The sequence below is a fragment of the Streptomyces sp. NPDC085596 genome (genome assembly GCF_044541565.1).
GTDB lineage: Bacteria > Actinomycetota > Actinomycetes > Streptomycetales > Streptomycetaceae > Streptomyces.
Window position 1 is genome coordinate 277,099 of sequence record NZ_JBITTC010000006.1, and the last position, 12,575, is coordinate 289,673.

The following is a 12,575-nucleotide window of genomic DNA, read 5'->3' on the forward strand; positions in this document are numbered from 1 at the left end:
TGCGCGGGCGCGCGTGGCTACGATGGGCCAGCCGACGGCCACCACGGGCCACGGCGACACCGACCGTCGGGAAGGCCATGCTGAACAAGTACGCGCGTGCATTCTTCACGCGTGTTCTCACGCCGTTCGCCGCGTTTCTCATCCGGCGGGGGGTGAGCCCCGACGCGGTGACGCTCATCGGCACCGCCGGTGTGGTCGCGGGTGCGCTGGTCTTCTATCCCCAAGGAGAGTTCTTCTGGGGGACGATCGTGATCACGCTGTTCGTCTTCTCCGACCTGGTCGACGGGAACATGGCCCGGCAGCTGGGCCGCTCCAGCCGCTGGGGCGCCTTCCTGGACTCCACCCTGGACCGGGTCGCGGACAGCGCGATCTTCGGCGGCTTCGCCCTCTGGTACGCGGGCGGCGGGAATGACAACGTGCTGTGCGCGGTCTCCATCTTCTGTCTGGCCAGCGGCCAGGTGGTGTCGTACACCAAGGCGCGCGGCGAGTCGATCGGGCTGCCGGTGGCGGTCAACGGGCTGGTGGAGCGGGCCGAGCGGCTGGTGATCTCGCTGGTCGCGGCCGGTTTCGCGGGCCTGCACAAGTTCGGTGTGCCGGGCATCCAGTACCTGCTGCCCATCGCCCTGTGGATCGTCGCGGTCGGCAGTCTCGTCACGCTGGTCCAGCGGGTCGTGACCGTGCGCCGGGAGTCCGCCGAGGCGGAAGAGGCGGCCCGGCTCGACGCCGGGAGCGAGGCGGCCAAGTGAGCGCCGCCGACCGCCTCACCGACGGCCTGTACGGGCTCGGCTGGAGCACCGTCAAGAAGCTCCCCGAACCGGTCGCCGCGCGGCTGGGCCGGACCGTCGCCGACATCGCCTGGAAGCGGCGCGGCAAGGGCGTCGAGCGGCTGGAGGCCAACTACGCGCGCGTGGTGCCGGACGCCACCCCCGAGCGCCTCGCGGAGCTGTCCCGCGCGGGCATGCGCTCCTACCTGCGCTACTGGATGGAGTCCTTCCGGCTGCCCGCCTGGAGCCCGGAGCGGGTGCGCACCGGCTTCGACCCCAAGGGCGCCCACCATCTGACGGACGGCCTGGCCGCGGGCAAGGGCGTGATACTGGCCCTGCCGCACCTGGCCAACTGGGACCTGGCGGGCGCCTGGGTCACCACCAGCCTCGGCATCCCCTTCACCACCGTCGCCGAGCGCCTGAAGCCCGAGACGCTGTACGACCGGTTCGTCGCCTACCGCGAGGGCCTGGGCATGGAGGTGCTGCCGCACAGCGGGGCCTCCGCGTTCGGCACCCTGGCCCGGCGGCTGCGCGACGGCGGCCTGGTCTGTCTGGTCGCGGACCGGGACCTGTCGGCCAGCGGTGTCGAGGTCGACTTCTTCGGTGAGCGCGCCCGGATGCCCGCGGGCCCCGCCCTGCTCGCCCAGCAGACCGGCGCCCAGCTGCTCCCGGTCACCCTCTGGTACGACGAGTCGCCCGTGATGCGGGGCAAGGTGCATCCGCCGGTCGAGGTGCCCCAGGCGGGTACGCGGACCGAGAAGACGGCCGTGATGACCCAGGCGCTGGCCGACGCCTTCGCCACCGGGATCGCCGATCACCCGGAGGACTGGCACATGCTCCAGCGGCTGTGGCTCGCCGACCTCGACCCGGCGAAGGGACCCGCGTGAGAATCGGGATCGTCTGCCCGTACTCCTGGGACGTGCCCGGTGGCGTCCAGTTCCACATCCGGGACCTCGCCGAGTACTTCATCCGCCTCGGCCACGAGGTGTCCGTGCTCGCCCCGGCCGACGACGACACCCCGCTGCCGCCCTACGTGGTCTCGGCGGGCCGCGCGGTGCCGGTGCCGTACAACGGCTCGGTGGCCCGGCTGAACTTCGGGTTCCTCTCGGCGGCACGGGTGCGCCGGTGGCTGCACGACGGCGCGTTCGACGTGGTGCACATCCACGAACCGACGTCGCCCTCCCTCGGCCTGCTCACCTGCTGGGCGGCGCAGGGTCCCATCGTGGCCACCTTCCACACGTCCAACCCGCGCTCCCGCGCGATGATCGCCGCCTACGCGATCCTCCAGGCCGCGCTGGAGAAGATCAGCGCCCGGATCGCGGTCAGCGAGTACGCCCGCCGCACCCTGGTCGAGCACCTGGGCGGGGACGCGGTGGTGATCCCCAACGGGGTCGACGTCGACTTCTTCGCCGGCGCCGAGCCCAAGGCGGAGTGGCAGGGCGGCACCATCGGCTTCATAGGACGCATCGACGAGCCCCGTAAGGGCCTGCCGGTGCTGATGAAGGCCCTGCCGAAGATCGTCGCCGCCCACCCGGAGACCCGGCTGCTGATCGCGGGCCGGGGCGACGAGGAGGCGGCCGTCGAGGACCTGCCCGAGGAGCTGCGCTCCCGCGTGGAGTTCCTCGGCATGATCAGCGACGAGGACAAGGCCCGCTTCCTGCGCAGCGTCGACCTGTACGTGGCGCCCAACACCGGTGGCGAGAGCTTCGGCATCATCCTGGTCGAGGCCATGTCGGCGGGCGCCCCCGTCCTCGCCTCCGACCTCGACGCCTTCGTCCAGGTCCTCGATCAGGGCAGGGCGGGCGAGGTCTTCGCGGGCGAGGACGCCGACGCGCTCGCGGAGAAGGCCGTACGCCTGCTCGCGGACCCGGCGCGCCGGGCGGAGCTGCGCGCGCGGGGCAGCGCCCATGTGCGGCGCTTCGACTGGTCCACGGTCGGCGCAGACATCCTCTCGGTGTACGAGACGGTCACCACCGGCACCACCGCGGTCGCCACCGACGAGCGGCCGGGCCTGTGGTCGAGGTTCGGCCTGGCCCGTGAGCGGGACGCGGAAGCGAGTGCCTCGCCCTCCACCGATAACCTTCGCGCGTGATCCCCACCCTCATCTGGATTCTCGTCGCACTGCTGGCGGTCGGCGTCTACCTGAGCTGGACCGCCGGACGGCTGGACCGGCTGCACGTACGCATGGACGCCGCCCGCGCCGCCCTGGACGCGCAGTTGCTGCGCCGGGCGTCCGTGGCGCAGGAGCTGGCCACCTCCGGCGTCCTGGACCCGGCCGCCTCGATCGTGCTCTACGAGGCCGCGCACGCCGCCCGGCAGGCCGAGGAGGAGCAGCGAGAGGTCGCGGAGAGCGAGCTGAGCCAGGCGCTGCGCGCCGTGTTCGAGGACGCCCGGCAGGTGGAGGGCGTACGGGCCGCGCCCGGCGGCGAGGACGCGGCACACGAGCTGGCCGAGGCGGTCCGCCGGGTGCCGATGGCCCGCCGCTTCCACAACGACGCCGTGGGTGCCGCCCGCCGGCTGCGTGAGCACCGCAAGGTCCGCTGGTTCCGCCTGGCCGGGCACGCGCCGTTCCCGCTGGCCTTCGAGATGGACGACGAACCGCCCGCCGCGCTCGTCGAGCGGGTGGCCTGAGCGGGCTCCCACAGGGGCACGCCGGGACAAAATGATCCACCGGCTTCCCATTGGCCCTTGATGTGGCTTGGTCCGGTCGCGTTTCCTCGGCGGTGCAGAAACCGTCTTTACCCACCAGTGAGGTCACGCGTGTCCATCATCGACAACCAGGGTCCCGAGACCGGCACCGCCCGTGTGAAGCGCGGCATGGCCGAGCAGCTCAAGGGCGGCGTGATCATGGACGTGGTCAACGCCGAGCAGGCGAAGATCGCCGAGGACGCCGGCGCCGTGGCCGTCATGGCCCTGGAGCGGGTCCCGGCCGACATCCGCAAGGACGGCGGCGTGGCCCGTATGTCCGACCCGGACATGATCGAGGGCATCATCGACGCCGTCTCGATCCCGGTCATGGCCAAGTCCCGCATCGGCCACTTCGTCGAGGCCCAGGTCCTGCAGTCCCTCGGCGTCGACTACATCGACGAGTCCGAGGTGCTCACCCCGGCCGACGAGGTCAACCACTCCGACAAGTGGGCGTTCACCACCCCCTTCGTCTGTGGTGCCACCAACCTGGGCGAGGCCCTGCGCCGTATCGCCGAGGGCGCCGCGATGATCCGCTCCAAGGGCGAGGCCGGCACCGGCAACGTCGTGGAGGCCGTGCGCCACCTGCGCCAGATCAAGGGCGAGATCGCCAAGCTCCGCGGCTGCGACCACAACGAGCTGTTCGCCGCCGCCAAGGAGCTGCGCGCCCCCTACGAGCTGGTCAAGGAGGTCGCCGAGCTAGGCAAGCTGCCCGTCGTCCTCTTCTCCGCCGGTGGCGTCGCCACCCCGGCCGACGCCGCCCTGATGCGCCAGCTCGGCGCCGAGGGCGTCTTCGTCGGCTCCGGCATCTTCAAGTCCGGCGACCCGGCCAAGCGCGCCGCCGCCATCGTGAAGGCCACCACCTTCTACGACGACCCGAAGATCGTCGCGGACGCCTCCCGCAACCTCGGCGAGGCCATGGTCGGCATCAACTGCGACACCCTCCCCGAGACCGAGCGCTACGCCAACCGCGGCTGGTAGGGACCCCCATCACCATGCACACCCCCGTCATCGGCGTCCTGGCCCTCCAGGGCGACGTACGGGAGCACCTCATCGCCCTGGCCGCGGCCGACGCCGTGGCCAGGCCGGTCAGGCGCCCCGAAGAGCTCGCCGAGGTCGACGCCCTCGTCCTCCCCGGCGGCGAATCCACCACCATCTCCAAACTGGCCGTCCTCTTCGGCCTGATGGAGCCCCTGCGCGCCCGCGTGCGCGCCGGGCTGCCCGTGTACGGCACCTGCGCCGGGCTGATCCTGCTCGCCGACAAGATCCTCGACCCGCGCTCGGGCCAGGAGACCATCGGCGGTATCGACATGATCGTGCGCCGCAACGCCTTCGGCCGGCAGAACGAGTCGTTCGAAGCGGCGGTCGCCGTCAGGGGAGTCGAGGGCGATCCTGTGGAGGGCGTCTTCATCCGCGCCCCCTGGGTCGAGTCCGTCGGAGCCGAGGCCGAGGTGCTCGCCGAGCACGACGGCCACATCGTCGCGGTCCGCCAGGGCAACGTGCTCGCCACGTCGTTCCACCCGGAGCTGACCGGAGACCACCGCGTGCACGCGCTCTTCGTCGACATGGTCCGCGAGAACCGGACGCCGTAGTCCTTGTAGGATCTGCGGCGGTACCCCTCAGGCTCTCCCAGCGCCGGGGGAGTCCGTTCAGGATTGGGTTACGCGAAGGAGACAGGCAGATGTCCGGCCACTCTAAATGGGCTACGACGAAGCACAAGAAGGCCGTGATCGACGCCAAGCGCGGCAAGCTCTTCGCGAAGCTCATCAAGAACATCGAGGTCGCGGCCCGCATGGGCGGCGTCGACATCGAGGGCAACCCGACGCTCTACGACGCCATCCAGAAGGCGAAGAAGCAGTCGGTCCCCAACAAGAACATCGACTCCGCGGTCAAGCGCGGCGGCGGCCTGGAGGCCGGCGGCGCCGACTACGAGACGATCATGTACGAGGGTTACGGCCCCAACGGTGTCGCGGTGCTCATCGAGTGCCTCACCGACAACCGCAACCGCGCCGCCTCCGACGTCCGCGTCGCCATGACCCGCAACGGCGGCAACATGGCCGACCCCGGCTCGGTGTCGTACCTGTTCCACCGCAAGGGCGTCATCATCGTCCCCAAGGGCGAGCTGACCGAGGACGACGTGCTCGGCGCCGTCCTGGACGCCGGTGCCGAGGAGGTCAACGACCTCGGTGAGTCCTTCGAGGTGCTCAGCGAGGCCACCGACCTGGTCGCGGTCCGTACCGCCCTCCAGGAGGCCGGCATCGACTACGACTCCGCCGACTCCAACTTCGTCCCGACCATGCAGGTCGAGCTGGACGAGGACGGCGCCAAGAAGATCTTCAAGCTGATCGACGCCCTCGAGGACAGCGACGACGTCCAGAACGTCTTCGCCAACTTCGACGTCAGCGACGAGGTCATGGAGAAGGTCGACGCGTAACGCGCCGCGAGCTTCGCAGTGGTCATGGGCCGACGGGGAATCCCGTCGGCCCGTCGCCGTTGCCGGGGCCCGGTTGCGGGGCGTTGTCGGTGGCACCCGATAGCCTGCACAAACAAGTGATCGAGTCCAGGGGGCAGCAGGTGCGCGTACTCGGGGTCGACCCCGGACTGACGCGGTGCGGGGTGGGTGTGGTCGACGGGGTCGCGGGGCGCCCGCTCACCATGGTCGGCGTCGGGGTCGTCCGTACGCCCCCCGATGCCGAGCTGAGCCACCGGCTGCTCGCCGTGGAGCAGGGCCTCGAACAGTGGCTGGACGAGCACAAGCCCGAGTTCGTCGCCGTGGAGCGGGTCTTCAGCCAGCACAACGTCAGCACCGTCATGGGCACCGCCCAGGCCAGCGCCGTCGCCATGCTGTGCGCCGCCCGGCGCGGCATCCCCGTCGCCCTGCACACCCCCAGCGAGGTCAAGGCCGCCGTCACCGGCACCGGCCGCGCCGACAAGGCCCAGGTCGGCGCCATGGTCACCCGGCTGCTCCGGCTCAGCGCGCCCCCCAAGCCCGCCGACGCCGCCGACGCCCTCGCCCTCGCCATCTGCCACATCTGGCGCGCCCCCGCGCAGAACCGGCTCCAGCAAGCGGTCGCCCAGCACACAGCCCGGCACACCGCCCACGCAACGAAAGGCCGAACGGCATGATCGCCTTCGTCAGCGGCACCGTCGCCGCCCTCGCCCCCGACTCGGCGGTCGTCGAGGTCGGCGGGGTCGGCATGGCCGTCCAGTGCACGCCCGACACCCTGGCGAAGCTCCGCCTCGGCCAGGAGGCCCGGCTGCACACCTCCCTCGTCGTCCGCGAGGACTCCCTCACCCTGTACGGCTTCGCCGACGACGACGAGCGCCAGATCTTCGAGCTGCTCCAGACCGCCAGCGGCGTCGGCCCCCGCCTCGCCCAGGCGATGCTCGCCGTGCACCGCCCGGACGCGCTGCGCCGCGCCGTCGCCACCGCCGACGAGAAGGCCCTCACCGCCGTGCCCGGCATCGGCAAGAAGGGCGCGCAGAAGCTGCTGCTGGAGCTGAAGGACCGGCTCGGCGCCCCCATCGGCGCCCCCGTCGTCGGCGCCCCGGTCACCCAGGGCTGGCGCGACCAGCTGCACGCGGCCCTCATCGGCCTGGGCTACGCCACCCGCGAGGCCGACGAGGCCGTGTCCGCGGTGGCCCCCCAGGCCGAGGCGGCGGGCGGCACCCCCCAGGTCGGCCAGTTGCTCAAGGCCGCCCTCCAGACCCTGAACCGCGCCCGCTGACGCGCCACTGCTAGGAGCACCTGAAGTGAACTGGGACGACACGACGGACGGCGCCGCCGCGGAACGGCTGGTGGACACCGCCGCCGACCGGGAGGACCAGGCCGTCGAAGCCGCCCTGCGCCCCAAGGACCTCGGCGAGTTCATCGGCCAGGAGAAGGTCCGCGAACAGCTCGACCTCGTGCTGCGCGCCGCACGCGCGCGTGGCGCCACCGCCGACCACGTCCTGCTCTCCGGCGCGCCCGGCCTCGGCAAGACCACCCTGTCGATGATCATCGCGGCCGAGATGGGCGCCCCCATCCGCATCACCTCCGGCCCCGCCATCCAGCACGCCGGCGACCTCGCCGCGATCCTCTCCTCCCTCCAGGAGGGCGAGGTCCTCTTCCTGGACGAGATCCACCGCATGTCCCGGCCCGCCGAGGAGATGCTGTACATGGCGATGGAGGACTTCCGGGTCGACGTCATCGTCGGCAAGGGCCCCGGCGCCACCGCCATCCCGCTGGAGCTGCCCCCGTTCACCCTGGTCGGCGCCACCACCCGAGCGGGCCTGCTGCCGCCCCCGCTGCGCGACCGCTTCGGCTTCACCGCGCACATGGAGTTCTACGAGCCGCGCGAGCTCCAGCGGGTCGTGCACCGTTCGGCCGTCCTGCTGGACGTCGAGATCGAGCCGTCCGGCGCCGCCGAGATCGCCGGCCGCTCCCGCGGCACGCCCCGTATCGCCAACCGGCTGCTGCGCCGGGTGCGCGACTACGCCCAGGTCAAGGCGGACGGCCTGATCACCGAGGACATCGCGGCCGCCGCCCTCGCCGTCTACGAGGTGGACGCGCGCGGCCTCGACCGGCTCGACCGGGGCGTGCTGGAGGCGCTGCTGAAACTGTTCGGCGGCGGCCCGGTGGGCCTGTCGACACTGGCCGTCGCGGTGGGGGAGGAGCGGGAGACGGTGGAGGAGGTCGCCGAACCGTTCCTGGTGCGTGAGGGCCTGCTCGCCCGCACCCCGCGCGGGCGCGTCGCCACCCCCGCCGCCTGGGCGCATCTGGGCCTCACCCCGCCCCAGGGACGGGCCACGGGAAACGGACAACAGGACCTGTTCGGGGCGTGAGACGGGCGCATTGGCCCCAGGAGGAACCCAGGTGCCATGCTGAGCGTTGTTCCATGCACGCGGACTCGCTTAGACTCCGCCGATGCCGCCCTTGTGGGCGACGCCGACCAGCCCCCTCCAACAGGCCGCTCACCGCGCGGTCGCGCGAAGGAAATTCCGTCTCGTGAATGTCTATACCCTTCTCCCCTTCATCGTGCTCATCGCGGTCATGTTCCTGATGACGCGCTCGGCCAAGAAGAAGCAGCAGCAGGCCGCCAACATGCGTAACGAGGTGCAGCCCGGTTCGGGCGTCCGCACGATCGGGGGGATGTACGCGACGGTCAAGGAGGTCTCGGAGGACACCGTCCTCCTCGACGCCGGGCCGGGCGTCGAGCTGATCTTCGCGAAGAACGCGATCGGCGCCGTCCTCTCCGACGACGAGTACAACCGCATCATCCACGGCGTCGAGCACGACCTTAAGTCGGACTCCGACCTCGTCCCGGACGACGCCTCCTCCCTCACCGGGACCGACGCCGACCAGGCCGACCACAAGGCCGTCGACTTCGGCAAGAAGGACACCGCCGAGGACGCCGCTCCGGCCGAGGACAAGACCGTCGCCGAGACGGCCGAGGCCGCCGACAAGGCCGAGGTCAAGGACGACGCCGTCGCCGACAAGGCCGAGCCCGCCGAGGCGCCGAAGAAGACCGACGGCGACACCGACGCGAAGTAGTCACGTCTCCGGGGCGTCCCGGCGCCTTTCACCGGGCGCGCGGCACGCCCCGGACGCCTCTGTTTCCCGCACGGAATCCCGACACCATGTCATGGCCACCGGCGCCCACGGCGTACCGGGAGGCCCGAGAGGGAGTACGAGAAGGTGGCAGCACCTAAGAAGGGCCGGGGCGCGAGCGCCCAGAGCAAGCCAGGGCGCTCGCTGGTCCTCATCCTGATCGCCATCGTGGCGATGACCGGAGGCATGTTCCTCTCCGGCCACACCACCCCGCGTCTCGGCATCGACCTTGCCGGCGGTACGAGCATCACGCTCAAGGCGAAGGCCGACCAGGGGTCGGCGATCAACAAGGCCAACATGGACACCGCGGTCGACATCATGAACCGCCGTGTCAACGGCCTTGGTGTCTCCGAGGCCGAGGTGCAGACCCAGGGCGACGATCACATCATCGTCAACATCCCCAAGGGCACCAACTCCAAGGAGGCCCAGCAGCAGGTCGGCACCACCGCCAAGCTGTACTTCCGCCCGGTCCTGGCCAGCGAGCCCAGCGGCGGCGCGACCCCCAAGCCGTCGCCGAGCACCTCCTCCGGCGCCAGCGGCTCACCGAGCCCGTCCGCCAGCCCCTCCGGCGACCAGAAGGCGTCCGCGCCCTCCGGTGCCGCCTCGCCGAACGCCTCGGCCACCTCGCAGGGCCGCGCCGTCAGCGACGCGCTGAAGGCCGACGCCACCCCGTCGCCCACCGGCTCCCCGAGCACCAAGCCCTCCGGCGCCCCGGCGAGCCCCTCCGCGCCCGCCACCGGTGACACCGCGAAGCTCCAGGCCAAGTACGCGGCCCTGGACTGCAGCACGCCCGCCGAACGCGCCAAGGTCGGCCAGGCCGGCAAGCCCGGCGAGCCCGCCGTGGCCTGCGGTGAGGTCAACAAGGTCTGGTACAAGTACCTCCTCGGCCCCGCCGCCGTGGACGGCACCGAGGTGAAGAACGCCAAGGCGGTCTTCGACACCCAGGGCGCCTCCGGCTGGCAGGTGCAGATGAACTTCACCTCCTCCGGCGCCAAGAAGTTCGCCGACATCACCGGCGAGCTGGCCAAGAACCAGCCCCCGCAGAACGAGTTCGGCATCGTCCTCGACGGCGACGTGGTCTCCAGCCCGTTCGTGCAGCAGGCCATCACCGGCGGCCAGGCGGAGATCTCCGGCAGCTTCAAGCAGGAGGAGGCCCAGAGCCTCGCCAACATGCTGTCCTACGGCGCGCTCCCGCTGTCCTTCCAGGAGGAGACCGTCACCACGGTCACCGCCGCGCTCGGTGGCGAGCAGCTCAAGGCCGGTCTCCTCGCCGGTGCCATCGGCCTCGTCCTGGTCGTGATCTACCTGGTGGCCTACTACCGCGGCCTGTCGCTCGTGGCCATGGCCTCCCTGCTGATCTCCGCGATCCTCACCTACGTGATCATGTCGCTGCTCGGCCCGGCCATCGGCTTCGCGCTGAACCTGCCCGCCGTCTGCGGTGCCATCGTCGCCATCGGTATCACCGCGGACTCGTTCATCGTGTACTTCGAACGCATCCGGGACGAGATCCGCGAGGGCCGTACGCTGCGCCCCGCCGTCGAGCGGGCCTGGCCGCGCGCCCGGCGCACCATCCTGGTCTCCGACTTCGTGTCGTTCCTCGCCGCCGCGGTGCTCTTCATCGTCACGGTCGGCAAGGTCCAGGGCTTCGCGTTCACGCTCGGCCTGACCACCGTCCTCGACGTCGTGGTGGTCTTCTTCTTCACCAAGCCGCTCATGACGCTGCTCGCCCGCCGCAAGTTCTTCGCGGACGGCCACAAGTGGTCCGGGCTCGACCCGCAGAGCCTGGGTGCCAAGCCGCCGCTGCGCCGCACCCGCCGTCCCTCCGGTCCCTCCGCGGGCCCCGTCGACCCCAAGGGGGCGTGAGCGATGTCGAAACTCGGTAACCTCGGCGCGCGGCTGCACCGCGGTGAGGTCAGCTACGACTTCATCGGCAAGCGCAAGATCTGGTACGGCGTCTCCATCCTGATCACCATCACGGCCATCCTCGGCCTGGCGGTGCGCGGGCTGAACATGGGCATCGACTTCCAGGGCGGTGCCGTCTTCACCACGCCGACCAAGATGAGCGCCTCGGTCGCCCAGGTCGAGGAGTACGCCCGCGACGCCTCCGGCCACGAAGCGGTCGTGCAGAAGCTCGGCAACGGCAGCCTGCGCATCCAGATCGCCGGCATCGACACGGGCAAGTCCGACGAGATCAAGGAGACTCTCGCCAAGGACCTCAAGATCGACTCCGAGCGCCTGAACGCCGACCTGGTCGGCCCGAGCTGGGGCGAGCAGATCGCCAACAAGGCGTGGCAGGGCCTGGCGATCTTCATGGTGCTCGTGGTGATCTACCTGGCGATCGCCTTCGAGTGGCGCATGGCCATCGCGGCCCTCGTCGCGCTGATCCACGACATCACCATCACCGTCGGCATCTACGCCCTCGTCGGCTTCGAGGTCACGCCCGGCACGGTGATCGGTCTGCTGACCATCCTCGGTTACTCGCTCTACGACACGGTCGTCGTCTTCGACAGCCTCAAGGAGCAGACCAAGGACATCACCAAGCAGACCCGCTTCACCTACAGCGACATCGCCAACCACTCGATCAACAGCACCCTGGTGCGCTCCATCAACACCACGGTGGTCGCACTGCTCCCGGTGGCGGGCCTGCTGTTCATCGGCGGCGGTTTCCTCGGAGCGGGCACCCTCAACGACATCTCCCTGTCGCTGTTCGTCGGCCTCGCGGCCGGCGCGTACTCCTCGATCTTCATCGCCACGCCGCTCGTCGCCGACCTCAAGGAGCGCGAGCCCGCGATGAAGGCCCTCAGGAAGCGGGTCCTGGCCAAGCGTGCCCAGGCCGCGGCCGGAGAGGCGCAGGGGGAGTCCCGGTCCGCCGCCGGAGAACCGTCCGACGACGCGTCGCCCGCCGTGGTGGGCCCGCGCGACCAGTCCGCGCCCCGCAACCGGGGCCGCGGCCGACCCTCTGGAAAGCGCCGATGACCTCCATCCAGGAGCTGCTGCTCAGCCGTATCCGCGACGTGGCCGACTACCCGGAGCCGGGCGTGATGTTCAAGGACATCACCCCGCTCCTGGCCGACCCCGCCGCGTTCACGGCCCTCACCGACACGCTGGCCGAGCTCGCCACGAACACCGGGGCGACCAAGATCGTCGGCCTGGAGGCACGGGGCTTCATCCTGGGCGCGCCGGTCGCCGTCCGCGCGGGCCTCGGCTTCATCCCCGTCCGCAAGGCCGGCAAGCTCCCCGGAGCGACGCTGCGCCAGGCGTACGACCTGGAGTACGGCTCGGCCGAGATCGAGGTGCACGCCGAGGACCTGTCCGACGGTGACCGCGTCTTCATCGTCGACGACGTGCTCGCCACCGGCGGCACCGCCGAGGCCGCGATCAAGCTGATCGAGCGCGCCGGCGCGCGGGTCTCCGGCGTCGCCGTCCTCATGGAGCTGGGCTTCCTCGAAGGCCGCGCCCGCCTGGAGCCCGCCCTGAACGGCGCGCCCCTGGAGGCGCTGCTCCAGGTCTGACCGATCCGAGCGGACCGTGAGCGG

13 protein-coding genes and 1 pseudogene are annotated in these 12,575 nt (G+C 71.1%); all 14 read left to right on the forward strand.

Annotated features, from left to right (window positions below; genetic code table 11):
• The first annotated feature begins 22 nt into the window (after positions 1–22).
• Positions 23–746: pseudogene (gene pgsA / locus ACIGA3_RS20075) on the forward strand (phosphatidylinositol phosphate synthase).
• Entirely contained in the window at positions 743–1,651 is a 909-nt protein-coding gene (locus tag ACIGA3_RS20080; RefSeq protein ID WP_399717260.1) for a phosphatidylinositol mannoside acyltransferase, read from the forward strand. The pseudogene pgsA and the gene ACIGA3_RS20080 overlap by 4 nt, the downstream one beginning before the upstream one ends.
• Positions 1,648–2,856, forward strand: coding sequence for a glycosyltransferase family 4 protein (locus tag ACIGA3_RS20085; protein ID WP_399717263.1), 1,209 nt, complete (start codon positions 1,648–1,650; stop codon positions 2,854–2,856). The genes ACIGA3_RS20080 and ACIGA3_RS20085 overlap by 4 nt, the downstream gene beginning before the upstream one ends.
• Positions 2,853–3,395, forward strand: a complete 543-nt coding sequence (locus ACIGA3_RS20090; protein WP_399717265.1) for a hypothetical protein — start codon at positions 2,853–2,855, stop codon at positions 3,393–3,395. Before ACIGA3_RS20085 ends, ACIGA3_RS20090 begins: the two co-directional genes overlap by 4 nt.
• Positions 3,396–3,524: 129 nt before the next feature.
• A complete protein-coding gene (pdxS, locus tag ACIGA3_RS20095) occupies positions 3,525–4,430 on the forward strand; it encodes a pyridoxal 5'-phosphate synthase lyase subunit PdxS (RefSeq protein ID WP_030810697.1) in 906 nt (301 codons plus the stop codon).
• Between the two features lie 14 nt (positions 4,431–4,444).
• Complete coding sequence (gene pdxT / locus ACIGA3_RS20100; RefSeq protein ID WP_399717268.1) at positions 4,445–5,041, forward strand: pyridoxal 5'-phosphate synthase glutaminase subunit PdxT; 597 nt, start codon at positions 4,445–4,447, stop codon at positions 5,039–5,041.
• A gap of 89 nt (positions 5,042–5,130) precedes the next feature.
• Positions 5,131–5,883: a YebC/PmpR family DNA-binding transcriptional regulator gene (locus tag ACIGA3_RS20105; protein ID WP_399717270.1), complete on the forward strand. Its 753-nt coding sequence runs from the start codon at positions 5,131–5,133 to the stop codon at positions 5,881–5,883.
• A gap of 140 nt (positions 5,884–6,023) precedes the next feature.
• On the forward strand, positions 6,024–6,575 hold the full coding sequence (gene ruvC, locus ACIGA3_RS20110; RefSeq protein WP_399717624.1) for a crossover junction endodeoxyribonuclease RuvC: 552 nt from the start codon (positions 6,024–6,026) through the stop codon (positions 6,573–6,575).
• Positions 6,572–7,177, forward strand: a complete 606-nt coding sequence (ruvA, locus tag ACIGA3_RS20115; protein WP_399717271.1) for a Holliday junction branch migration protein RuvA — start codon at positions 6,572–6,574, stop codon at positions 7,175–7,177. The genes ruvC and ruvA overlap by 4 nt, the downstream gene beginning before the upstream one ends.
• Before the next feature lie 25 nt (positions 7,178–7,202).
• A complete protein-coding gene (gene ruvB, locus ACIGA3_RS20120; RefSeq protein ID WP_399717274.1) occupies positions 7,203–8,273 on the forward strand; it encodes a Holliday junction branch migration DNA helicase RuvB in 1,071 nt (356 codons plus the stop codon).
• Positions 8,274–8,436: 163 nt separating this feature from the next.
• A complete protein-coding gene (gene yajC, locus ACIGA3_RS20125) occupies positions 8,437–8,982 on the forward strand; it encodes a preprotein translocase subunit YajC (RefSeq protein ID WP_399717277.1) in 546 nt (181 codons plus the stop codon).
• A 144-nt stretch (positions 8,983–9,126) separates the two neighbouring features.
• Positions 9,127–10,902 (forward strand): protein translocase subunit SecD, encoded by a 1,776-nt coding sequence (gene secD / locus ACIGA3_RS20130; RefSeq protein ID WP_399717279.1) that lies wholly within the window; start codon positions 9,127–9,129, stop codon positions 10,900–10,902.
• A gap of 3 nt (positions 10,903–10,905) precedes the next feature.
• Positions 10,906–12,015 (forward strand): protein translocase subunit SecF, encoded by a 1,110-nt coding sequence (gene secF, locus ACIGA3_RS20135; protein WP_399717282.1) that lies wholly within the window; start codon positions 10,906–10,908, stop codon positions 12,013–12,015.
• Entirely contained in the window at positions 12,012–12,551 is a 540-nt protein-coding gene (locus ACIGA3_RS20140; RefSeq protein ID WP_399717285.1) for an adenine phosphoribosyltransferase, read from the forward strand. The genes secF and ACIGA3_RS20140 overlap by 4 nt, the downstream gene beginning before the upstream one ends.
• Positions 12,552–12,575 lie beyond the last annotated feature (24 nt).

What these genes read in the sequence shown, in the direction of transcription:
- pdxT (WP_399717268.1), top strand. Translation starts at nt 4,445, where the DNA reads ATGCACACCCCCGTCATCGGCGTCCTGGCCCTCCAGGGCGACGTACGG.
- ACIGA3_RS20105 (WP_399717270.1), top strand. Translation starts at nt 5,131, where the DNA reads ATGTCCGGCCACTCTAAATGGGCTACGACGAAGCACAAGAAGGCCGTG.
- ruvA (WP_399717271.1), top strand. Translation starts at nt 6,572, where the DNA reads ATGATCGCCTTCGTCAGCGGCACCGTCGCCGCCCTCGCCCCCGACTCG.
- secF (WP_399717282.1), top strand. Translation starts at nt 10,906, where the DNA reads ATGTCGAAACTCGGTAACCTCGGCGCGCGGCTGCACCGCGGTGAGGTC.
- ACIGA3_RS20140 (WP_399717285.1), top strand. Translation starts at nt 12,012, where the DNA reads ATGACCTCCATCCAGGAGCTGCTGCTCAGCCGTATCCGCGACGTGGCC.